The organism is Microbacterium sp. LEMMJ01 (assembly GCF_002114135.1).
Lineage (GTDB): Bacteria > Actinomycetota > Actinomycetes > Actinomycetales > Microbacteriaceae > Microbacterium.
The window spans coordinates 24,053-46,794 of sequence record NZ_NCTV01000023.1 but is presented as its reverse complement, the minus strand read 5'-3'; the positions used below and the strand labels follow the sequence as shown (position 1 = coordinate 46,794).

22 protein-coding genes are annotated in these 22,742 nt (G+C 61.8%); 13 read left to right on the top strand and 9 right to left on the bottom strand.

The annotated features are described in order from the left end of the window. The first annotated feature begins 407 nt into the window (after positions 1-407). The 6 genes from nrdH (at position 408) to B7W94_RS18465 (ending at position 6,193) form a co-directional block, all read left to right on the top strand. Positions 408-641, top strand: coding sequence for a glutaredoxin-like protein NrdH (nrdH, locus tag B7W94_RS06645; protein WP_017202656.1), 234 nt, complete (start codon positions 408-410; stop codon positions 639-641). Positions 642-697: 56 nt separating this feature from the next. After that, positions 698-1,132 carry a class Ib ribonucleoside-diphosphate reductase assembly flavoprotein NrdI gene (nrdI, locus tag B7W94_RS06640; RefSeq protein ID WP_071329095.1) on the top strand — a complete coding sequence of 145 codons (435 nt, stop codon included), beginning with the start codon at positions 698-700 and terminating at the stop codon, positions 1,130-1,132. Continuing rightward, the gene (nrdE, locus tag B7W94_RS06635; RefSeq protein ID WP_029989124.1) at positions 1,129-3,273 is read left to right on the top strand and encodes a class 1b ribonucleoside-diphosphate reductase subunit alpha; all 2,145 of its coding nucleotides are present in this window, start codon (positions 1,129-1,131) and stop codon (positions 3,271-3,273) included. Before nrdI ends, nrdE begins: the two co-directional genes overlap by 4 nt. Positions 3,274-3,312: 39 nt before the next feature. Further along, a complete protein-coding gene (nrdF, locus tag B7W94_RS06630) occupies positions 3,313-4,293 on the top strand; it encodes a class 1b ribonucleoside-diphosphate reductase subunit beta (protein WP_085605444.1) in 981 nt (326 codons plus the stop codon). A 531-nt stretch (positions 4,294-4,824) separates the two neighbouring features. Continuing rightward, the gene (locus tag B7W94_RS06625) at positions 4,825-5,928 is read left to right on the top strand and encodes a tyrosine-type recombinase/integrase (protein WP_253247398.1); all 1,104 of its coding nucleotides are present in this window, start codon (positions 4,825-4,827) and stop codon (positions 5,926-5,928) included. A 55-nt stretch (positions 5,929-5,983) separates the two neighbouring features. Beyond that, entirely contained in the window at positions 5,984-6,193 is a 210-nt protein-coding gene (locus B7W94_RS18465; protein ID WP_085605440.1) for an excisionase family DNA-binding protein, read from the top strand. A gap of 3 nt (positions 6,194-6,196) precedes the next feature. Here the strand turns inward: B7W94_RS18465 and B7W94_RS06615 are convergent, their stop codons facing one another. Further along, entirely contained in the window at positions 6,197-7,177 is a 981-nt protein-coding gene (locus tag B7W94_RS06615) for a DNA-processing protein DprA (RefSeq protein WP_085605438.1), read from the bottom strand. Between the two features lie 312 nt (positions 7,178-7,489). Here B7W94_RS06615 and B7W94_RS18375 point away from each other — a divergent pair, with 312 nt between their 5' ends. From B7W94_RS18375 to B7W94_RS06600, 3 genes are all read left to right on the top strand, one after another. Beyond that, the gene (locus B7W94_RS18375) at positions 7,490-7,714 is read left to right on the top strand and encodes a hypothetical protein (RefSeq protein ID WP_239464251.1); all 225 of its coding nucleotides are present in this window, start codon (positions 7,490-7,492) and stop codon (positions 7,712-7,714) included. A gap of 281 nt (positions 7,715-7,995) precedes the next feature. After that, complete coding sequence (locus B7W94_RS06605) at positions 7,996-9,651, top strand: ABC-F family ATP-binding cassette domain-containing protein (protein WP_085605434.1); 1,656 nt, start codon at positions 7,996-7,998, stop codon at positions 9,649-9,651. Then, a complete protein-coding gene (locus B7W94_RS06600; RefSeq protein ID WP_085605432.1) occupies positions 9,648-10,916 on the top strand; it encodes an MFS transporter in 1,269 nt (422 codons plus the stop codon). The genes B7W94_RS06605 and B7W94_RS06600 overlap by 4 nt, the downstream gene beginning before the upstream one ends. A gap of 38 nt (positions 10,917-10,954) precedes the next feature. Here the strand turns inward: B7W94_RS06600 and B7W94_RS06595 are convergent, their stop codons facing one another. The 4 genes from B7W94_RS06595 to B7W94_RS17925 all read right to left on the bottom strand — a co-directional run bounded on the left by B7W94_RS06595 (position 10,955) and on the right by B7W94_RS17925 (position 14,295). Then, positions 10,955-11,521 (bottom strand): hypothetical protein, encoded by a 567-nt coding sequence (locus tag B7W94_RS06595; protein WP_085605430.1) that lies wholly within the window; start codon positions 11,519-11,521, stop codon positions 10,955-10,957. Positions 11,522-11,538: 17 nt separating this feature from the next. Then, positions 11,539-11,997: a single-stranded DNA-binding protein gene (locus B7W94_RS06590; protein WP_085605428.1), complete on the bottom strand. Its 459-nt coding sequence runs from the start codon at positions 11,995-11,997 to the stop codon at positions 11,539-11,541. Between the two features lie 79 nt (positions 11,998-12,076). Next, the gene (locus B7W94_RS06585) at positions 12,077-13,855 is read right to left on the bottom strand and encodes a type IV secretory system conjugative DNA transfer family protein (RefSeq protein ID WP_085605426.1); all 1,779 of its coding nucleotides are present in this window, start codon (positions 13,853-13,855) and stop codon (positions 12,077-12,079) included. Continuing rightward, a complete protein-coding gene (locus B7W94_RS17925; RefSeq protein WP_139833278.1) occupies positions 13,852-14,295 on the bottom strand; it encodes a hypothetical protein in 444 nt (147 codons plus the stop codon). Before B7W94_RS17925 ends, B7W94_RS06585 begins: the two co-directional genes overlap by 4 nt. 385 nt (positions 14,296-14,680) lie before the next feature. On the opposite strand from B7W94_RS17925, the gene B7W94_RS06580 reads away from it, so the two are divergent. The 3 genes from B7W94_RS06580 to B7W94_RS06575 are packed head-to-tail and all read left to right on the top strand — an operon-like array spanning position 14,681 to position 16,632. Then, positions 14,681-15,358 (top strand): hypothetical protein, encoded by a 678-nt coding sequence (locus B7W94_RS06580; RefSeq protein WP_085605424.1) that lies wholly within the window; start codon positions 14,681-14,683, stop codon positions 15,356-15,358. After that, positions 15,355-15,834, top strand: coding sequence for a hypothetical protein (locus tag B7W94_RS17920; RefSeq protein ID WP_139833277.1), 480 nt, complete (start codon positions 15,355-15,357; stop codon positions 15,832-15,834). The genes B7W94_RS06580 and B7W94_RS17920 overlap by 4 nt, the downstream gene beginning before the upstream one ends. 21 nt (positions 15,835-15,855) lie before the next feature. Continuing rightward, positions 15,856-16,632 (top strand): hypothetical protein, encoded by a 777-nt coding sequence (locus tag B7W94_RS06575; RefSeq protein ID WP_139833276.1) that lies wholly within the window; start codon positions 15,856-15,858, stop codon positions 16,630-16,632. Here the strand turns inward: B7W94_RS06575 and B7W94_RS06570 are convergent. Next, positions 16,629-18,128 (bottom strand): ATP-binding protein, encoded by a 1,500-nt coding sequence (locus B7W94_RS06570; protein WP_085605420.1) that lies wholly within the window; start codon positions 18,126-18,128, stop codon positions 16,629-16,631. The two genes, B7W94_RS06575 and B7W94_RS06570, sit on opposite strands and share 4 nt — an antisense overlap. Continuing rightward, positions 18,125-18,898, bottom strand: coding sequence for a hypothetical protein (locus tag B7W94_RS06565; RefSeq protein ID WP_085605418.1), 774 nt, complete (start codon positions 18,896-18,898; stop codon positions 18,125-18,127). Before B7W94_RS06565 ends, B7W94_RS06570 begins: the two co-directional genes overlap by 4 nt. 90 nt (positions 18,899-18,988) lie before the next feature. Here B7W94_RS06565 and B7W94_RS06560 point away from each other — a divergent pair, with 90 nt between their 5' ends. Beyond that, positions 18,989-19,846 (top strand): DUF4062 domain-containing protein, encoded by an 858-nt coding sequence (locus B7W94_RS06560; RefSeq protein ID WP_085605416.1) that lies wholly within the window; start codon positions 18,989-18,991, stop codon positions 19,844-19,846. A 9-nt stretch (positions 19,847-19,855) separates the two neighbouring features. Here the strand turns inward: B7W94_RS06560 and B7W94_RS06555 are convergent, their stop codons facing one another. Together B7W94_RS06555 and B7W94_RS06550 are read right to left on the bottom strand one after the other, a co-directional pair. Continuing rightward, entirely contained in the window at positions 19,856-21,322 is a 1,467-nt protein-coding gene (locus B7W94_RS06555; RefSeq protein WP_085605414.1) for an SCO6880 family protein, read from the bottom strand. 6 nt (positions 21,323-21,328) lie between these two features. Next, positions 21,329-22,708: a conjugal transfer protein TrbL gene (locus tag B7W94_RS06550; protein ID WP_085605412.1), complete on the bottom strand. Its 1,380-nt coding sequence runs from the start codon at positions 22,706-22,708 to the stop codon at positions 21,329-21,331. Positions 22,709-22,742: the final 34 nt, after the last annotated feature.

Below are 22,742 nucleotides of genomic sequence, written 5' to 3'. Positions count from 1 at the left end.
CGTGCGAAGAAGATCCCGATAGCCCGCCACTCGACAACGGTACCGGGCGGCGGCGACGTCGGAGGGACGGGCCGACGACCGACACGCCGCGACACGCCGTGGACACGCCGACGGGCGAATTCCACAGGCCTGGGGATGTCGGAAGCCCCTCGTAGGGTGCCCCCTGTGGATGGATCTCTCACAGGCTCCTCCCAGCCGCGATTTCCCGCGGGTCGACGACCCCGGGAGAGGGGGTCCGCCTGTGGAAGAAACGGTGGACAACCTGTGTTGTATCTGTAGAGAGCGGTGGAAAAACTACACGGATGTAACTACTACCCCTTGTGGTTGCACCGAATGTCCGTCCCTATATGTAGTATTGAGATCCCGGCGGAGGTCTGCCGGAGAAACCAGAGATTTGAGGGGTTCAGATGTCGATCACGGTGTACACCAAGCCTTCCTGCGTCCAGTGCAACGCGACCTACCGTGCCCTGGATGCCAAGGGCATCGAGTACGAGATCCACGACCTGTCGGAGGACCCGACGGCCCTGGAGCAGGTCAAGGCGCTCGGCTACATGCAGGCGCCGGTCGTCGTCACGGACGAGGACCACTGGTCGGGCTTCCGTCCCGACAAGATCGACGAGCTCGCGTCCCGCCTGGCGTAGTCCGACAGGCTCGCCACCCGGCCCTTCGACAGGCTCAGGAACCCAAGGAGAGAGCTATGAGCGCCGTCGCGACCGCAGCGCCGCTCCTGGTCTACTTCTCGAGCGTGTCGGGTAACACCGCGCGCTTCATCGAGAAGCTCGGGCTCCCCGCCCGACGCATCCCCCTCCACCGGAACGAAGAGGACCTCGTCGTCGACGAGCCCTTCGTGCTGGTCACCCCCACCTACGGCGGGGGCGTCGGGCGCGGGGTCGAGAAGGGGGCCGTGCCCAAGCAGGTGATCCGGTTCCTCAACGACGAGCGCAACCGGCGCCACATCCGCGGGGTCATCTCCGCGGGCAACACCAACTTCGGCGACGCGTTCTGCCTCGCCGGCGACATCATCAGCCGCAAGTGCCACGTGCCTCACTTGTATCGGCTCGAGATCTTCGGCACACAGGACGACGTGGATCGCGTGAGCGACGGATTGGAACGACGGTGGAATCTTCAGTGACCGAGACAGTGGCATTCAAGGTGAACCCCGCGTACGAGGGCCTGGACTACCACGCGCTCAACGCGATGCTGAACCTGTACGACGCGAACGGGAAGATCCAGTTCGACGCCGACAAGCGCGCCGCGCGGGAGTACTTCCTGCAGCACGTGAACCAGAACACGGTGTTCTTCCACTCGCTCAAGGAGCGCTTGGACTACCTCGTGGAGAAGGAGTACTACGAGGGCGCCGTCATCGAGAAGTACTCGTTCGACTTCGTGCAGAAGCTCAACGACCTCGCCTACTCGAAGAAGTTCCGCTTCGAGACGTTCCTGGGCGCCTTCAAGTACTACACGAGCTACACGCTGAAGACGTTCGACGGCAAGCGCTACCTCGAGCGCTTCGAGGACCGCGTCGTGATGACCGCGCTCGCCCTGGCCGACGGCGACGAGAAGCTCGCCGTGAACCTCGTCGAGGAGATCATCTCCGGTCGCTTCCAGCCGGCCACCCCGACCTTCCTCAACGCGGGCAAGGCCCAGCGCGGCGAACTCGTCAGCTGCTTCCTGCTGCGCATCGAGGACAACATGGAGTCGATCGCCCGCGGCATCAACTCCGCCCTGCAGCTCTCGAAGCGCGGCGGCGGCGTGGCCCTGCTGCTGTCGAACATCCGCGAGGCGGGCGCCCCGATCAAGCAGATCGAGAACCAGTCCTCGGGCATCATCCCGGTCATGAAGCTCCTCGAAGACAGCTTCAGCTACGCCAACCAGCTCGGCGCGCGTCAGGGTGCGGGTGCGGTGTACCTCAACGCCCACCACCCCGACATCATGCGCTTCCTCGACACGAAGCGCGAGAACGCGGACGAGAAGATCCGCATCAAGACGCTGTCGCTCGGTGTCGTGGTGCCGGACATCACGTTCGAGCTCGCCAAGAACGACGAGGACATGTACCTGTTCTCGCCGTACGACGTGGAGAAGGTCTACGGCGTCCCGTTCGGCGACATCTCGGTCACCGAGAAGTACCGCGAGATGGTCGACGACCCGCGCATCAAGAAGACCAAGATCAACGCCCGCGAGTTCTTCCAGACCGTCGCCGAGATCCAGTTCGAGTCCGGCTACCCGTACGTCATGTTCGAGGACACGGTCAACAAGGCCAACCCCATCAAGGGGCGCATCAACATGTCGAACCTCTGCAGCGAGATCCTGCAGGTGAACACGCCGACCACCTACAACGACGACCTGTCGTACAAGGAGATCGGCAAGGACATCTCCTGCAACCTCGGCTCGATGAACATCGCGCTGTCGATGGACGCCGACGACCTCGGCCAGACGGTCGAGACCGCGATCCGCGCGCTCACCGCGGTCAGCGACCAGAGCCACATCCGCTCGGTCCGCTCGATCGAGGACGGCAACGACCGGTCGCACGCGATCGGCCTGGGTCAGATGAACCTGCACGGCTACCTCGCCCGCGAGCACGTCTTCTACGGCTCGGAGGAGGGTGTCGACTTCACGAACATCTACTTCTACACCGTGCTGTTCCACGCGCTGCGCGCCTCGAACCAGCTCGCGATCGAGCGCGGCACGGCGTTCGACGGATTCGCCGACTCGACCTACGCGTCCGGCGAGTTCTTCGACAAGTACATCGACCGCGCCTGGGTCCCGGAGACCGAGAAGGTCAAGGAGCTCTTCGCGGGCAAGCACATCCCGACGCAGGAGGACTGGGTCCAGCTCAAGGCGTCGATCCAGGAGCACGGCATCTACAACCAGAACCTGCAGGCCGTGCCGCCGACGGGCTCGATCTCCTACATCAACAACTCGACCTCCTCGATCCACCCGATCGCCTCGAAGATCGAGATCCGCAAGGAAGGCAAGCTCGGTCGCGTCTACTACCCGGCGGCGTTCATGACGAACGACAACCTGGAGTACTACCAGGACGCGTACGAGATCGGCTACGAGAAGGTCATCGACACGTACGCCGCGGCCACGCAGCATGTCGACCAGGGTCTGTCGCTGACGCTGTTCTTCAAGGACACCGCCACCACGCGTGACATCAACAAGGCCCAGATCTACGCATGGCGCAAGGGCATCAAGACGATCTACTACATCCGTCTGCGTCAGCTGGCGCTCGAGGGCACCGACATGACCGAGTGCGTCTCGTGCATGCTCTGACACTTCGACAGGCTCAGTGACCCAGGAACTAGGACAAGAATGACTCCGCACTCCCCGCTCAAGCTGGTCTCCAGCGTGCAGGCGATCAACTGGAACCGCATCCAGGACGACAAGGACCTCGAGGTCTGGAACCGTCTGGTGAACAACTTCTGGCTGCCGGAGAAGGTACCGCTGTCGAACGACGTGCAGTCGTGGAACACGCTCACCCCCGACGAGCAACTCCTCACCATGCGGGTGTTCACCGGGCTCACGCTCCTCGACACGATCCAGGGCACCGTCGGCGCGGTGTCGCTGATCCCCGACGCGATCACGCCTCACGAGGAGGCCGTCTACACGAACATCGCGTTCATGGAGTCGGTGCACGCGAAGAGCTACTCCTCGATCTTCTCGACGCTCGCGTCGACGAAGGAGATCGACGAGGCGTTCCGCTGGTCCACGGAGAATGCGAACCTTCAGAAGAAGGCGCAGATCATCATGGACTACTACCAGGGAGACGACCCGCTCAAGCGCAAGGTCGCCTCGACGCTGCTGGAGTCGTTCCTGTTCTACTCGGGCTTCTACCTGCCGATCTACTGGTCGTCGAAGGCGAAGCTGACGAACACGGCCGACCTCATCCGCCTCATCATCCGCGACGAGGCCGTGCACGGGTACTACATCGGCTACAAGTTCCAGCGCGGACTCGAGACGGCCGACCAGGCGCGCAAGGACGACCTCAAGGACTACACGTTCTCCCTGCTCTACGAGCTCTACGACAACGAGGTGCAGTACACGCAGGACCTCTACGACGGCGTCGGGCTGACCGAGGACGTCAAGAAGTTCCTGCACTACAACGCCAACAAGGCCCTCATGAACCTGGGCTACGAGGCGATGTTCCCCTCCAGCGTCACCAACGTGAACCCGGCGATCCTGTCGGCGCTCTCCCCGAACGCGGACGAGAACCACGACTTCTTCTCCGGCTCGGGCTCCTCCTACGTCATCGGCAAGGCCGAGGCCACGGAAGACGACGACTGGGACTTCTAGAAGTTTCTTGAAGCGCCTCGGCTGAAAAGCCTGGTCAAAGGCCCGGATCCGCGAAATCTCGCGGGTTCGGGCCTTTTTCGTGCTCTCTGTTCGATGACAGAGGAGGACAGAAATGACCAGGAACACCCATTCGGAGTGGCACGCGGATGGCACGCGTGCACCTTCCTTGCGGAAGCGAGGGAGCGTACCCACCGAAATCTGGGTTCGGCAAGGCACCAAGTCCGTGCCACTTCGTGCCATAGGAGGCACCGTCAACCCCGTGATATCCGCGGAATCATGCGGATGTTCATCGGCACACGGAGGAAGTGGCACGGAGTGGCACGAGCGTCCATTCGCGTCCATCCGAGTACACGGGAGGGCATCATGAGTGCGACGAAGAGGGAATCGTGGGGGAGCCTGCGGAAGTTGCCCTCCGGGCGTTGGCAGGCTCGGTACCCGGGCCCAGATGGAGAGACCTATACGGCGAGAACTGAAGACGATAGGTCGCTCACGTTTCTCACCAAGACGGACGCCCGCCGATGGCTTGCGGCGGTGCATACGAAGATTTCGCTCGGGCAGTGGGAGCCTCCTGCGGTTGTGGCGGCACGAAACCGCGCTGATGCGGAGCAGGAGAAAGCACGTTCCATGGGCTTCGAGGAGTACTCGAAGCGCTGGTTGCAGATGATCAGGACCGAACCGAACCGCAGCGGCAAGATGCGCGCCGTTGGAACGGTTCGCTCCTACGCGGGCAAAGTGACGGGGTATCTCGTCCCGGAGTTTGGTGATACTCCTTTGAAAGAGATTGACGCCGATCGTATTCGCGAGATGACAGATCGCCTCGACCAGATACCGGCACCGCTGAATCCGAAGTCGAAGTTCAACGGAATCACAAGGCCGGTGCTGATTGTGCTCATGATGATCCTGCGCCAAGCCGCCCGCGATGGCATCATCCCCGCGGCACCGAACGTATCGATTCCGCGTCAAGAGTCCGTCCGTTACGACGTCGACCATGACGAAAGCGAAGACGTCATCGCGCCGGTACAAGTCGAAGCCCTGTATGAGGCGGTGCCGACCCAGTGGGCGATCATGGTGCAGCTTGCCGCGTGGTGCCAACTCCGACGGGGCGAGTGCCTGGGCGTGCAGCGCCGAGATATTGAATGGCATGATGACGGCAGCGCAACACTGCACGTGCGTCGCCAGCTCAATGCCAACACCGGCGACTACACGGAGCTGAAAAGCGAGGCGGGTAAGCGTTCGTTGAGTGTCCCGAAACTCATGATTCAGCGCCTGAAGGAACACCTCAACGACTATGTTGCTGCGGAGGCCAAAGCCCCCGTGATCCCAGCGAGCCCCGGCGGCAGCATGCCGCTGTCGAACACACGCTGGGGGTACGTCTGGGCTGACGCACGTGAGCGCGTTCCAAACCTGCCACATCGCTTCCGGTTCCACGACCTCCGGCACACCGGCTTGACGCTCTTCGCGCAGGAAGGAGCAACTCTCGCGGAACTGATGCGACGCGGCGGCCACGCTGACATCCATATCGTGCTCCGATACCAGCACGCCACGATGAGTCGAGATCGGGAGTTGGCGGATCGCATGAGTGCGCGTGTCGGCGCGACGATCTCCGGGGCACCGAGCGCGGGCCAGACGACGTAACCGGACAGCGCTGGACACCTGTGAAGCAAAGCTAGTCAGCTCACAGGAGGGCCGCATGATGACCGCTCGACAACCGCAAGTAACCCAGGATTCTGTGCTGGTTTCACTGGCAGTAGCAGCAGAGAACCTGGGGGTCTCGGTCAAGACCCTTCGACGCCGAATCTCTGATGGAACCGTGCACGGGTACCGTGTCGGTCGGCTCATCCGCGTCGACCTCGATGAAGTACGAAAGGCTCTGGTCGTGGAGATTCCCACAGTGAGTTAGCTGCTACAACGCGCGGCTCGCTGGAGATACTGATCGAGGCGCTCCCGGATGGACCGAGTTCCGACCGGGAGCGTCTTCATTGTCCAGGGCACGCACAACGTCCGACGCGCGGACAATGACTTCCGCTCCGCCGTCTTGCAACAGATGATTCGTGCCGGAGCTGGCAGCGCTCGTGATGGGGCCGGGCACTGCACCAACGATTCGGCCGAGTGCGTTGGCCTCATGAGCAGTGTGAAGGGCACCCGACCGAAACCCTGCCTCAACAACGACTGTGGCTCCGGATATTGCTGCGAGGATACGAGAACGATCCAGAAATCGCTGCCGGGTTGGTGCGACGCTGGGCGGCGCCTCAGAAAGCACCAGACCAGCGCGTGCGACCGAGGCCACCAGTTCGCTGTGCCCCGCGGGGTAGGGGCGGTCGATCCCGGAAGCGAGCACTGCGATGGTGTTGCCCCCTTCGGCGAGCGCCGCACGGTGTACTGATCCTTCGATTCCGTAAGCCGCGCCAGCGACCAGCGTCTTGCCGTTTCGGGCCAGCTCACCGGCGAGGCCCTCGGTGATGTGCGTGCCATACGCTGTGGCTGCTCTCGCACCGGTGACGGTGACGAATCGTGAGAGTGTGTTGCCGAGCAGATCCGTACGCCCGCGCGCCCACAGCGCATACGGGGCACGATCGCCGAGGTCGCCTATGCCAGTCGGCCAATCTGGATCGCTCGGGATCAGTACCCGGTAGTCGTCGCTGCTGAGCGTCTGTGCGGCAAGATAATCCACACCCGCTCGGGGACGCATACGATCGCGCCAGACGGCCGATTCGACCGCATCCATTCCTGGGACGGCGATGTCGCGCTCGATCAGAGCGATTGCCTCAACCGCGCCAACTCGGGAGAGAAGCGCACCGGTTGAGATGTCACCCGGTGAACCGGTCACGGCCAATAGCTGGCGAGCTGTTCTTTCGTCCTTGACGAGGGCAGTGAGCGTTGGCATGGAAAGCCTCCTTCGCTGTGCATCGCTCAGGAGGTACGCGCGAGCTGCCCTTTCATCGATCGGAATGTCGGCGTACCCTGGAGGTTGAAGCAGGTTCTCAACTCTGCGGGCCCTCCGGGGCGGCCCTTCTGGGCGTTCGATCACACACTGCTTCCTCGACGGAGAACGACGTGTGACGAGAGGCCCATCATGATTCGTCCAGTCTTGGCGATTACGAGCTTCATCTATTCGCTCCTGCAGCGCTACGCACCGAGCAACATCGTGCTCCGGTGGGTCCGGAGTCGGCGTGGGCTGAAGTGGGGAGTTCCTGCCATGCTCCTCACCCTGCCATACCTTGGCCTTGCGCTTTGGTGCTCATCTTTGGCCGCTGGCGGCGGACCAGCATGGCTGAATCTCCTCGTCCTCCTCAGCCTGTGGAACGCGATGAAATTCATCGCATTTGGACCCATTAGCCTGATCATCTTGTGTCGCGTGCGTGCAAAGGAACTCGATGAACGGCGTGACGGCGAGAAAGTGTCCGAGCTGGCACTGAACTGATTCCGACCGACCGCGACAGCGGCGCCGATAGTGCGGCCGAATCAGACCGATCAAGCCTCCGGAGCCGCTGTCGGCACCCGATTCGTTGGTGCCGTGTGAGTGTGGGGTAGAATTGACGGTATGCATTTGTACTTCCTGTGATGGTTGAGTAGGCCTACCGTGCTCGTTGAGTAACTCCGAGCTTGCGGCGGCCGCTTGTTCTGGCCCCATGGAGGGTCGCCGTCATTCGCGTACCCGCTTGCTGTTCGGCTTGTCGTGGTGCGCCTTGCTGAAGGATTTGAATGCTTACCCCTACTAACCGTCATCCGGCGCGCCATCGCGCGCAACTCACCGCTTCTGACGTCTCCGTAATGCGAGGCGTAACCCCGGTGCTCAACCATGTCGATCTCGTCGTCACTCCCGCGTCTCGTGTGGCGATCGTCGGAGAGAACGGGCGCGGAAAGACCACACTTCTGCACGCGCTCGCGGGCACGCTGGTACCTGATAGTGGAACGATCCAGCGCATCGGCACGCTCGGGCTCGCTGAACAAGAGATGAACTCCACTGACAACCGCACCGTTGGGCAGGCCGTCGCGGAGGCAATCGCTGAACCGCTCGCAGCGCTGGCCGCGCTCGACGCCGCTGCTGCTGCTCTTGCGGATGGGAGTGACGAGGCCGCAGAGCAGTATGCCGCGGCATTGGAAGGTGCTGAAGCGCTCGACGCGTGGGATGCCGAGCGCCGCGTACAGATCGCGCTCGAAGCACTCGACGCCGAAACCGACACGACGCGGTTGCTCTCGGATCTGTCTGTGGGGCAGCGATACCGAGTGCGGTTGGCCTGCCTGCTGGGGGCTGAAGATGATTTCTTACTGCTGGACGAGCCCACCAATCACCTCGACCGCAGCGGACTTGATTTCTTGACCACGCAACTCCGCGCGCGCAACGGTGGTGTCGTGATCGTCAGCCACGATCGCGCGCTGCTCTCTGACATTGCGGAGACGGTTGTTGACCTCGATCCGACACCTGATGATCGCCCCCGCATCTACGGCAACGGGTATGCGGGATACCGAGAAGGGCGCCTGGCCGAGCGGGAACGCTGGGAGCAGGAGTACGAGCGTCAGCAGCAGGAGCAAGCGCGGCTGCAGGAGAGTCTCAGCGCTGCGCAGAATCGGCTGGTGTCGGGGTGGCGACCGGAGAAGGGGTCACCGAAGCACGGCCGCGCGACGCGCGCGGGCGGGCTGGTGCAGAGCGTGCACCGACGCCAGGAAGCGCTCGAAGCACACGCGGTGACGGTGCCAGAACCACCGCAACTGTTCCAGTTCCCCGACCTGCCCACACGAAAAGGGGCGGTGCTGCTAAACGTCGACAACGTGAGCTTTGCCGGGAGGTTAGCGCAGCCGGTGTCGTTCGAACTCTCGCACCGCGGCAGGCTCGTGATCACCGGCTCGAACGGGGCCGGAAAGTCGACGCTCCTGAGTATCGCGGCGGGCGAACTACTGCCAGACACGGGAACAGTGCGGACATCCCGTGGCACGCGTTTGGGTTTTCTTCGTCAGGAGACGATGCTGCCGCCGGATCGCCGGGCGAACGAGATATACGGCCGTCACCTCGACGAACTCGTCGGTCAAGGAACGCTGCAGTCATCTGAGACGGTCGGTCTCGGTCAACTTGGACTGCTGCGATCGCGCGAGGCAGGCAAACGAGTGGGTGAACTGTCGATGGGTCAACAACGACGCCTCGATCTGGCGCTCGTACTCGCGGCACGCCCGCACGTGCTACTGCTAGACGAACCCACCAACCACCTCTCCATCGCGCTCGTTGACGAACTCACCGAGGCACTCGGGGCTACCCAAGCGGCCGTCGTACTGTCGACCCACGACCGGCAACTCCTGCGCGATGTCGCCCAATGGCCTCATGACCATCTGATGGCGATGGCTGAAGGCGAGGCGCTGGTATGAGCAACACCTTCAAGCTACGCGCACTCCGCCCATTGGCATCACGTGATTACCGTCTCCTGTTTGCCGCCGTCGGCATCGAGGTATTCGGGACCGGTATGTGGACGATCGTCATGATCTTTCAAGTGCTCGCACTCGATGACAGCCCACTTGCCTTGTCGGCGGTCGCAACCGGAATGAGTCTTGGCCTGTTCGCGTTCTCCGTTCTCGGTGGGGTTGTCGCAGACCGGTTCTCCAAACGCCGGATTCTCATCACAGTGCAGGGCTCAACGGCCGCGATCATGACCGCCGTGGCGGTCTTGTCGCTCACCGGGAATATCGAACTTTGGCACGTCGCCGCAGCCTCGTTCGCAATGGGTGCCGGGAGCGCCTTTTTCTACCCTGCGTACAGCGCTTACCTACCTGTGGTTCTTCCGCCGGAGCAGCTCCTGGCCGCGAATGGGCTCGAAGGGGCGCTCCGTCCATCGATGGGGCAAGGGCTCGGCCCGGCCCTCGGTGGAGTCATCGTCGGTATGTTCTTCCCCGCTATCGGAGCGGTCATCGTCGCGGCTTCGTACGCGATTGCTTTCGTCATCACCTTGTTTCTTAGCCGTCGTGACGAACACACTGAGCCCACTCCTCCCGAGGATCGCCCGAGCGTCTGGGGTGATCTTCATGCGGGGGTTGCCTACGTGGCTCGCACACGCTGGTTGCTCTGGACGCTGATCTTCGGGTCGTCGCTTGCGCTCATTGTCCAAGGCCCGATCGAAGTTCTCCTCCCGTTCCTCACCCGCGACCGATTCGAGGATGCTGAAGCTACCTTCGGGTTCCTTCTGGCCGCATATGGGATAGGTGGGGCTGTCGGTTCGCTGGTCGTGTCGTCATTGAAGCTTCCACGTCGGTACTTGACGTTTATGATCCTGTGCTGGGGTGGAGGAACACTACCTCTTGTGGTCATTGGCGTTGCCGACAATTTGATCCTCATGCTCTCCGCGCTCTTTGTCGTCGGTGCACTCACCGGGGCTGGCGTTGTCGTGTGGGGAACATTGCTGCAACGGTTGGTGCCGCTCGACATGATCGGCCGAGTCGCCAGCCTCGACTTCTTCGTTTCGATCGCGTTCATGCCGGTCTCAATCGCCATCGCGGGGCCGCTCTCACTACTGGTTCCCATCCCCATCATCTTTGTGATTGCGGGAGTCATTCCGCCAGCTCTCGCGTTGATCGCATTGCTGGCCGGGCGCATGCGTCACACGGAGGAGAAGCATCCATTGGATGTGGCTGAGGGGTGACTCAGCCGGGCAAACTGCGTCTGGGGTTGACCTCTCGCTCAGCTAGGTATCTCACCCGTTCGCTCATCGAGACTCGCGTAGAACGCATCCTCGGCAGCCCTGCGAGCTTCGACCTGCTCAAGCACGAATTGCACGAAGTCGGCATCTCGATCCGTGATCGATTGCTCGACGCTGTCGGCCGGGGGTTCCTCTCCGGGCCAGATGGTGTGCCGGGTCGGACGATCTCGGTCGAGGCGCGTTCCGCTTGTTGCGACCCAGTCACGGAGACGTTGGCGTGCATCCAGAAAATCGCGATGCCAACCAAAGGGTGCTGATCCGTCTTGGTTTGGATCGTACGCGCACAGCCAATGTAGATGTAGTGCAGAAAGCTCCCAGAGCAATTCGGGATGGCGGTGCCAGAGTGGCGGAATCACCGATGCCGGTAGGCCGTACTCGGTGCGAAGCCAATTTACCCAACGGTTGAGTTCGAGGAGTTCTTGCTCAAGGTCATGCGAAGTGAGGAGGTTCCAATTGATCGGGTGCGGTGGCTCCGCTACCAGGTCAGGTTCAAACTGGTCTGCACTTATGTTCCGAGCAGGCCTGTCGGAGTGATCATGCTCGTTCATAACTTCACCCATCCGGTTCAACGGCCGAGCATGGCTGCATTGGACACGGCGCTTGGCTTTCGCGGAGCGAACGCCTGACCCCGCTCGGGGGTCGCGCTGGTACGACTCGCGGCTTGCCGATGTGAACGGTCGACTTCGTACTTTGTGCGGGCCGCGTCATGGCCGATGCGCTTCGCAACGAACTCTTCGCTCTCCACGTTCTGACCGTCGCGCTCGTAGCTCACCGGGCGCTGGTATCCCTCAGCGATGAAGTTGTCGCCCTTGGCGAACCGTTCCGCGGCACGTTCAGCCGAGCGCCCGAACATCACCAGGTGGTGATAACTCGACTCCAGCTGGGTGAAGGTGCCGTCTTCTTCTCGGCGGAAGTGTTCTTGCCCAAAGCGGAGGTAGAGCCGCGGATTCCCGTTGGATGTGACTGTCAGCTGCGGATCTGACGTGATGAAGCCTGAGACGGATTCTTGTGTATGGATCGACATGATGCTCTTCCTGATTGATGAGACGAGCAACCTTGCTCGGTCGCTGTGGCAGGCAGGTGCACTTCTGTCCCCAGAATCGTCAGTGTGAAGGTCTCCGTAGGAGTGCCTCGACGACAGCGCGATCACGTTGGAGCACGTCCCCGTCCTTTCGCTGGGGCCAGGGATGCAGATCCGTGATGATGGGTGGTGCGGAGCGCAAGAGGATCACGCCGGTTCCGAACGGGAGTGTCCGAATCCGATCGGGCGGCAGGATCGGCACTCTCCGGATGGAGCGTTGACTGGAACGCGAGCCATAGTCACCGAGCGTGACAGAGTTCGTGAACTCATCACGCTCTCCGATGAGTGTCGAAAGGTCTTGAAGATCACGGGAGTTGGACGCGCCACCGAGAACGATCTTTGCGATGCTCGCATCCCAGATCGCTGCTGCCTGGTTCTCTGACCACTTGTCTCGCGCCTGCGCGAGGGACTGCAGCACGGGCATTGTCGTGATGCCAGTACCACCGCCCTCGGCCATGAGCGTGGGAAGCGACGGGAGTGGCGCGAGGTTTCCGATCTCATCGAGAGCGAGCAGTAACGGCGGATCAAGCCGTGCACCGGGGGAGCGTGCGGCCATGCGGCGCGCAGTCTCTACGAGATCTTCGACGAAGGCAGCGACCAACGCCGCACTGTTACCGGCACCGGCTCCCGTCGCGAGGAGGTACAGTGTGCCGCGGTGGCGGATGAACTGCTCCGGATCGAAGTGCTCGCCCTCCGACGGACTCACGGAATCCAATACTCGCGGATCGGCAAGTGCTGCCAGAGCGAGCGACACTCCTTGCCAGATGCTGTCCCGAGTGCGCGGGTCGGAATCGAGCATCGCTTCCAAGGATTCCGCCCACCCTGTTGCGGCGAGAGGTGAGCCGGTCAGGATCGCGACGGCCTCGGCCGCGGCTGCAGGGTCGAGTGTCCACCGGAAGAGTTCCGCAGGTGTCCTGTGATCCAGGGCTGCAGCATGGAGGAGTGCCTGTAATGCAACCCGAGTCTTGCCTTCCCAGAAGCCACCTCCCTCGACACCGCCGGAGGAAAGTTCTGTGGCTGCCGCGAGACCGGTCGCTCGGATCATTGCGGTGAGCGGATCCTCGCAGCCTCTGATGGGTGACCATCTCAGACCGGCAGGAATCCCTTCGGCCAGGTGCTGTGGGTCGAACACAGCGACCGGGCCGAGGCGCTCTCGTGCCTTCAGCGTGACCGTGAGATTGTCGGGCCTTGTTGACGTCGTGACGACTGCCCCTGGCGCATCGAGGATGGCCGGAATCACGACATGCAGACCCTTTCCTGAGCGCGGTGGACCGATCAGCAGAATCGAGTCTTCGACACTGGCCCAGATCTGTTTGCCGTGCGAGCGTCCAAGCAAGAAACCCACGTCAGCAGGCTGTGGACGCACAAGCGATGGCCGGAGTGTGGCTGCGCGACGAAGAAGTGTCTTCGAAGAAGCGCTGGAAGCGACATCGTGCCCGCTCGCGGTCCCTTCGAGCTTGCGGGGGTCGGCAGAGACTGCGCGCGAGTGGCGCCGAAGCCAGACCCAGGCACCAACAACCGCGGTGGCGAGCAAGCCGAGCAGGAACGCCGCGACGGCCCAGTAGAGCACTGTGTGGAGGCGTGGTGCCCCAAGGGCCGCTGCAGGATGGACAGGGTCAAAGAGTACGTTGACACCACCTGCGAAGCCGACCGTTGGTTGCTCCACACTGGTCAGGAACGCCGCGATTGATCCGGCGCCGCGCAGCACGGCTGCGATACCGAATAGCGCGAAGAGGCCGATCATGAGCGCGTTGGTCAACTCATCCCCAGGACCTCGGCTGTGGGTTTGGGTGCGGGTCATGACGGCAACTGCTCGACGACAATGGCTCCCGAGATGCGGCCGATGAGAAGGATCTCTGCGTTCTGGTCCGAAATCTGACTGAGATCGATAACCGCACGAGCCGTGCCGTCGGCGGAACCTTCCGCGCTCGACAACGTGAGAGCAACTGTGACATCCTCGCCAGGGATGAACCCGGTGCCATGCAACTCGATCAGTTGATGCGCTGTTCTGTGGCGCGCTCGCCGCAAGGAACTGGGTGGCGGCGCATCTGCAACTTGTCCGCTACGAGTGGCGTGAACAATGTCGGTGAACACCGCGCCGTCATACTCGTGCACCTCGACACGGACCGTACGAGTGCGGTGCTCGGAGAGCGCGTCGAGCAGCTCACCGAACCGTTTCCGACTCCATTCTGTTGCTGACGTCGAAGGTGGGAACTCTCGACCGTCGAGCGTGACGGTCATTGCGCCTCGTTCATCGACGCGGACTCTGGCGATGGGGAGGTTGACAGATGGTTCGGGCGCAGGGGCAGATGGGTTGTAGGGACGCATACCCATGAGGTGCGCGGCCTGGCCCGTGCGCCCAAGTCAGCAGGCCACGGACAAAGCGGCAGAAAACTCTCTGGTGGCCGAACTCAAATCGTCGTGAGGCGAGCCTCTTCGAGTCGGGGCGTCTCCCTCGCGTTCCTGTGAGACACCGGGTCGATGCCCGGACGCAAGGTGATCGCGAAGGCTCGAATGCAAGGTGGCTCGGAGTTCAATCTTGGGCCTCGGATTAGACTTGAGAGCAGTGTGCTTGGACGAACCGGTCCTCGACGCCGAGGTAGCCATCGAAAGAGCGAGGTGAAAGATGCCGATACCCCTGCTCGTGCCCATTGGTTTCGGAGTCGTTGCGCTTGCTGCAGCCCTCGGCTTCGGGATTCCACAGGTGGTAAAGCGATTCGGCGAGCAGGCCAAGGGGAAGAATATTACGATACTTGGGCGTCAAGAGGTCGGAAAGACGACGCTCTTGCACTTCCTGTCCAAGGGAACGCTTCCAGCGCACCGTACGCGGACACCGGATCCGCTTCCGGGTGAAACCTTCACACTGCCAGTTCAAGGCAAGGGCGACGTCCTTTTCACGGTCCCGAAGGACTTACCGGGCCACACTGAGCCCGCCTACAAGGACTGGAAGAACGGGTTTGAGTCATCAGATTTCGTCTGGTATTTGTTTCGGTCCGATCTGATCGTTGCTGGTGATGAGGCTGAGCTGAAGATCGTTGGCGAACATCTTGATCACCTCGTTGACTGGTATACGGACCTGCGGGAGAAGAAGGCTGCAACGCCGCGCGTAATCTTTGTAGGGGTCTTCGCCGACAAGGATCCCAGCTACAGCGACGACGGCGCGTTCGAGAATCTGGTGAAAGTGGCTCCAGTTGTCAAACAGAACGCGGTGAAGCTCGGCAAGGCGGACATCGTCATCGGGAGTCAAGTGTCCAAAGCGGATGCCGAAAGGCTTGTAGAACGGATTACGAGGTATCTCGAATGATTGCGACCTATGCACAAGCAGCTGACCGGCAGGGGTTGGAATCAGCGATTGATGGCGTAGCCGTTGAAAGTAGCCACGCGGGCTTCACGGACCTCCGGGCGAAGGCCCAGGTGGTGGCGAACGCGAAGCCCGTCAGGGTAGGTGCTATCGACGTCCGATACTCTCGTGGGATCGCGCGGTTGGTCTTCGACGATGCCGACGATGACCAGGATGGTTCACCAATCACTGCTGTGGTGGAGATGAACCGTGCGAACTCCGATCTTGATGCTGCCGCAGCGACGATCGTTTCCGGTGTCCACGCAATCCGCCGTGATGTCGATTTTGAACCTGTGCGCGCAGCTCTTCAAATTACTTCTGGAATCCATGAGTCGTTCGTGACCCGGCGTCGGATGGTTATCGCCGGGGGCATCGTTGTCGTAGCTGGTGTGGTCATTGTGGCCGCAGTTCTGATCGCTGCCGCAGTTTCCCAGCGATGAACACAGGAACTAGGAGCGATCATGGCTGAACAACTCGGTCCACTGCCTCGCGTGGCCATTGTCGTAGCAGACAAGACCTATCGCACGATTGCAAATGACGAGCGCCGGGCTCAGCTCTTGGATGATCCCGACTCCCTTATCGTTCCGTATTCGGCAGACCCAGTCACCCAGATCGAGCGGGTCACCACACTGCGCAAGCACCTTTATGCTCGTGACCTCATGGCGACCGACCAGCTACTGGTCCGTAATCCGTACGATATCGCTGCCTATGCCTTCGCCGATGACGCGATAGAGACCTTCGTCAAAGCAAAGTACTATCACCTGGCTTCGATTGCTGCGCACCTGGGGGCTTCATCCATCAAGTTCGTGAAGGTCGAGATCGAACAGGAAAAGTCGGATATTGCGGGCAAGGCCAAAGCGGATGTCAAGATCGCAAAGTTCGACGGAGAGTTTGCTCGATCGATGAAGAACCGACTGGAGGGCCGCTTCGAGGCCGAGACAGCCCTTGGTGGCAAGCCCGTTGATGTCGAAGGTGCCAGGGCATTCATGCTGGAACGGCGCCTGTCAAACGACCCAGACGTTTCGGGGCTCATCGACCTTTCTGCGACGGGCAACCCAGTGCGAACGCACCGGGTCAAAATCAACGGACTCCGCGAGTCCACTCAGACCTTCAAGGCAGGTCTCGAACTCACGACGAAACTTGATTTGAAGCTTGGCGGGAGCGGCCTGTTCACACGAGCAGCCGAGTCGATCAGCTCAATCGAAGTAACGACCGAGATTGCTTGGCCCAAGGGCTAGGTAACGGTCTGAGTTGTTGTCATTCGCCCAGTTGTGTCGAAGAGTTCCAGTTCACCCGGGTGTAGCTGATGCTGGCATACGAACGAGCGATCCTTGATGCGCCAGAGGCCTTGCCCCACGCCGAGCCCGGGTAACAGCTTCTGTTCCGTCCCAGTCAGCCCGAGCGCGCCAGCAGTGACGCCGAGCTGGTCGGATTCCTGCCGGTAGATGATTCTGGTTTCCGCGTTCGCCAGCAGGCTATTTGCGAGAGAACGCATCGCTGACCCTTGGTCTCCAACGTTCTCGAGGTCGGTCAATTTGTGGAAGATCAGCATGTTCGCGATCCCGTAGTGACGAGCGAGGCGCCAGTGCGCATCCATCCGCCGCAGCAGCGCGGGATGGGACATGAGCCGCCATGCCTCGTCGTAGATACACCACCGTTGGCCGCCGTTGGGATCGAGCAGTGCAGACTCCATCCACGCAGAAGAACACGTCATGAGCACCGAGATCAAAGTCGAGTTCTCCGTCACCCGAGACAGGTCTAGCGAGATCATCGGCAACGTCGGATCGAACGTTACCGTTGACGGACCATCGAATAGCCCGGCGAGGTCCCCGGCAACGAGCCGTCGGAGTGCATGCCCCACGAGTCGTCCGTCTTCGGCAAGCCTGCCGTCGGGGTCTGCACCTGAGTCAGGCGCGAGGATACGCTCGACGACCATCGGAAGAATCGGTACGTTATTGCTGCGCACGACCTCGTTCAGTGCCGTATCGATTGCTGTGTGTTCCAGCGGCGTAAGGGGCCGATTGAGAACTGTCTCTGCGAGGGCGCCGATCAGGTCACGGCGCCGGGACGCCACAGTGGATGCCCAGCTCTCATCGCTCATACCGGAGGGACGATAGCCCTCGTCGAGCGGATTGAGTCGTGTAGTGAGCCCGTGACCGAGCACGATTGCTCGTCCGCCGACAGCCTCGGCGATAGCCGTGTGCTCGCCTTTCGGGTCACCTGGCACATACACGCGACGTCCGAACGGGAGGGATCGTGTGTAGAGGCTCTTTGCCAGACTGGATTTGCCTGACCCCACGATGCCCGCGAGCACGAGATTCGGGGCGGTGATGATGCCACGGGCATACAGCACCCACGGGTCGTAGACGAACGAGCCGCCTGAATATAGGTCCTGTCCGACGAACACGCCATCGGATCCGAGTCCACCCTCGGCGAGGAACGGGTACGCGCCCGCGAGGGTGGCCGAGGTGTCCTGATGTCGGGGCAGGCGAAATCTTCCAGGAGAACGCAGCTGAGCCGGTCCGGGCTCACCAGCAGCAGGAAGATACGTAGTTCCTCGACGCTCTGCCACCTCGGCGAGGTACTTCGCGTGGGCTTCTTGCCGTTCAGCACGTTGCTGCTCAATCTGAAGCTTCGCTGCTGCTCTGCGCCGCTGTCTGCGCACTCGGTGCCTCTCGGAAGCTGGAGCTACGAGTACTGCACTATGGAGCCGCTCGGCCTCGTCCCGATTCATATCCCGAGCCCTCGCTCCTGCTTGAGCGCCGTGATGTTGGCTGGCTCGAACCAGGATGCCCGCTGCGGGCCCCGCGCCCCTGGGACGCTACCGAGGCCGCGCGACTCGTCTGGGAGCCCGTCTTCGGGAGTGACTGTGTGGTGTCGATACAGGGCGACATGATCAAAACTATGGCTGTACGCGAGGTGATAATCACCCGCGCGCAGCTCGTGCTCCAATGGACCGCTTGGGGGTTCGTCGTAGACGTAGCCGTTCTCCATCGCAGCTTCCGTGGTCTCGTCCCCGTAGTCCCAGCTCTTCAGGTAATTGAGTCCGACAGAGGCGCCATCTGCGTCGATCATGTCGAGTACTTCGTCGGCCTCTTGGCCTTGCAAGAAGACGACGTTGATCCACCGAGCGGTCAGGGTGGTACCTCTGGCGGGTGCATCATGCCAGGCGACTCGGCTTGCGGCTGACGCTGCGGCGTTCAGTCGTTCCTCAGCTTGATCGATGAACGTTGCTGCCTGATGCAATTCATCGGCGGCAGCGAGCGCGTCCGCTGATCCAGCGGTATGACTACCGTGATCGTCAAAAGCGCGCGACCGATTATTGATGTGAGCGGTAGCGAGCTGATCGAGCACTTGCTTCAGCGAGCGGACTCCCGAGAGCAGGTCGCCGAGGACACCGTAGAGATCCTGCGGGTTCTCGAAGTTTCGTGAGGCATGCGCGAGCCCGCGTAACGCCTCGGATGCTTCACCGGCATCGGCGCCGGGATCGTAGAAAGTTGGCATGACGGCCTCCAGGGGCTCTCTGCTGCGGATACCGAGGAGGTGAGCCTGGGCTACCCGTGAGATGTCGGAGGTGCCGGATAGCCTGATCTCATGTCTTTCGCTGCAACTGTTCTTCGCGTAATGATCGCTTCTCCCTCAGATATTCCCGATGCTCGCGATGCTGTGGAGGCTGCGATAAATGAGTGGAACAACGCAAATTCGAGCACAAAGCAGATTGTGCTTCTGCCGTGGAGATGGGAGACGTCTTCGGTGCCAGTCCTGGGTGGCCACCCTCAGTCGTTCATAAACTCCCAAGGCGTTGATGAATCTGACATTGTCTTCGCGCTGTTCGGCAGCAGACTGGGCTCCCCAACCTCGGATGCGGTTTCCGGAACGGTTGAGGAAATCGAGAGGGCCGTTGCGAGCGGAAAGCCAGTACACCTCTACTTTTCGACGGCCTCACTCCCGAATGACGTAGACACGAACCAGCTTGATGGGCTCCGTGAATTCCGCGCCGAGATTAGTCAGCGCGGACTGCTCGGCGAGTTCGGAACCACCGCTCAACTGGGGCATGAAGTCTGGAAAGCGGTGGAGTTTGACATCGCTCAGCTTGATTTGGGAGTTCCGACCCTGAAGGCTGCGAAGCGTGGTGTCCAGCTATCCGCCCAGCCGCATCAGGAACGTGAGATGAAGGGTGTTAGCAAGCAAGGAAAGCCCCAGTACTCAACGAGGCATTGGATTGAGATCACAAACTCCGGGGAGGAGGACGCGCTCGATGTCACTTTCGAAACCGTTGGTGAGAACACGAGCATGCTTCTTGTCAACGACAGCTCACCCACAGTGATCCATGCGGGCCAGACTCGTCGCTTGAACGTGATGCACCATATGGGGGGAGGCGATCCTGATGTTCTGCGAGTTCGATGGACAGAGAACGGTGAGTCCCGGGAACGCGAGTTTCACGTTGGTTAGCGGGCTTAGTTACACAACTCGACAGAGCGGCAACGCCGCCGCGGTGAACGCCTGGGCCTGCTGACCGACAAGGAGACGTGTCTCGCAGGAGGCCTGGATCGCCGCCTGCTCAATGGCGGCAACCGCGGCATCGAGGTCGTCGGCTGTGCGCGCCGAGACAGAGACGAGACCCGTGTAGCGGAGCACCCCGTGCCCGGCCGTGAGGTCGGCTTCCTGCTGCAGCACATCGTGAAACTCTGCTGTCTGCGACGCGTCTTCTATTTGACCGATCCGCTGCCGTTGGGCCGCGTCAGAGATGTACTCGGTCTTCTTCTTTCGAATGTCGCGCGCAGCCTGATCTGACCGCATCGGTGTGCAGAGCAGCGAGAACGAGCGTTGGATGCCCGTGGAAAGCAGTAGCGGTGCGAGGAACCCTGGGTACACCATCGACCGCGGCCATTCGGAGATCCACAGCACAGCGTGGAAGGCCGAGTCGGTGCGCAACCGCGACCAAGACTCGTTGACGGCCACGGGCCCAGCAGTTGCGAGCGACTGCCCAAGCTCACCGTGGCGTTCCAAGGTTGCTGCAACAGCAGGGTCATAAGCTGACCGCAGGATCACCGCGATCTCACCGGATGACAACCAAGACGACGGTGAGAGATCAGCGGAGCGCAGCGCGGCGATGAGCGTCGACATCTCCTGACGGAGCACGGCTGCTGCTCCGCGAATTCCGCCACCCGCGGTGCGGACCTGACGTGAGGCAGCTCGCATGTCGAGCGACAGCGACAACGTGGTCGCGTGGCGTTCCCCGGCGGGACCCGCGCGGTCGATCAGCTCGGCATATGTGGTTGAGGCCCAGGACGCGTCGGCAATGCCGTGCGAAGCCCACCACTCGGCAAGCCCACTCCCTGAGTCAGGCAGCGTGCGCTCAAGCACTTGGAGCATTGAGATGCGACCTGACCGGCAGACCGTCGCGAGCACACGCCCCCACGAACTGACCCGGCGTTCCTGCTCACCGGGGTCGAGCAGCACGAAAGCCGGATGCGAGACAGAAACAATCGCAGTGAGAGTCTCAGCGGTCGGGTCGTGAACCATTCCTGCTCCCGTGACCGGATCGTCGTATTCGCGAAGCCGAGCCATGTCGCCGGGAAGCGCGAGTGTGCCCGCTGGGCGAGGTTTGACGACCCGTCGCCGGTAGAGAAGCTGTCCTGCGGTGGTCTTCCACACCCACCAGACGAACACCGGGATCCACTCGACGATTGCACGGCCCGCAACTCGGACCCAGACGACTACAGCCGATGCGAGCCACACGGGTGACGTGAGTGTGATGAGGATGCCGCCGCCAGCGTAGAACGCCCAGACCAGCGTGCCGACACCGAGGCCAAGAACAACGAGTTGTGCGAGAGACAGGCCAAGGAGGACGCCGCGTCGAGTTAGTCGTGAGAACTTGACGGGCACGAGGTCTCCGGCGCGATGAGCGTCGTGATTCTTCGACATGGTCAATCACTCCTTGATGCCCGGCCGAGGCCGAGGGGTACTCGGCGGTGCGGGGTCTGATCGTGGTGCTGATGGCTGAGGCACCGAAGGGGCCTTGGCGGCAGCGGGCGTGGTGGAGGGTGCAGCTCCGACCTGGCCCGCACCGGTCGCTGCTGTTTCGGCCGTGCGCTCAATCGCCTGTCCCGCCTTCGGACCCGCTGTGGCAGCGCCCTTGACGACTTCGGCTCCGATGATCGCTGCTGCGGCAGGCCCGGCAACTGCAGCGGCCCCAGCACCGGCTCCAGCCCCAGTACCTGCGCCCGCGCTCGCGCCGGTTCCGGCTTTTGCGCTCGCCGTCGTGCCGCCACTGCTCGCGCCCACCGCGGGCGCTGAGCCTCGGGCACTGCTCGACGCCGGTGATGCGCCGGTACCCGAACCGCCATCCAGAACCTTCTTGACGCCATCCCCCTGCGGCTTTGACGGAACAGGCACAGGCCGGTTGACTGCGTTCTTTGCTTCCTGCTCGCTTCCCATCGTCTGATAGAGATCGAAACCCAAGAACGAGATGAATCGATAGACCATGTACGGCGCGAACGCCGCGATGAACAGCAGCACAATGCCTGCGATCGGTTCAGTCACGGCGGCAAGGTCAGCCTCAATCGGCGTGGAGACCTGGGTGATGGCGATGAGGAACACGACAACAAGCACGAGCTTTGACACGATCAGCGCAACGACGAACGCCACCCATTTGCCGATCCAACCGCGAGTCACATCCCATGCGGCACCGGCAAACGCGATTGGCGCAAGGACGATCGCCACGAGCAGCAGAGCCTTGCGAATGAGGAGCGAGAACCAGACAATCGCGACCGCGCAGATCATGAGCCCGGCGAGGAATATCGTGATGATCGCTCCGACGCCGGGCGCAGCAATGTTGATTGTGGTAAGGCCTGCGGTGACTAGCGCGATCTTGTCGCCCATCGTCTCGGTGGTCTCTCCCGCTGCTTGGACGATGCCGATGGAAAGTTGGTCGACGATTTCCAATGCCGTTGCCGTCAGCGTGATGACGACAAACGAACCGAGCACGGCCTTCGCCGCCCCGAGTGCTGCGCGTGAGAGCGCAGCAGGTTCGCGTCGGATCAGTCCCAGGATGAGTTGGAAGCAGAAGAAGAGCAGCACGATGAAGACACCGATACCGAACAGCAGGTTGTAGACGTCGAGGTAGCCCTGCGACTGGACGTCGACGAGGGTGGTGCTATCGAAGACGGTCCACATGGCTTCGATGAGCCATCCGGCGGCTTGCCCCATCGTCGCGGCCAGCCAGTCGAATGGGGCAGACACCAACGTTGCGGCGCCTTCACCGACGGCATCGCACACACTGGAGATGACGGGGATATCGCAGACACTCATTGGATTGCTCTCGAAGTTGATGGCTTCGTGAAGC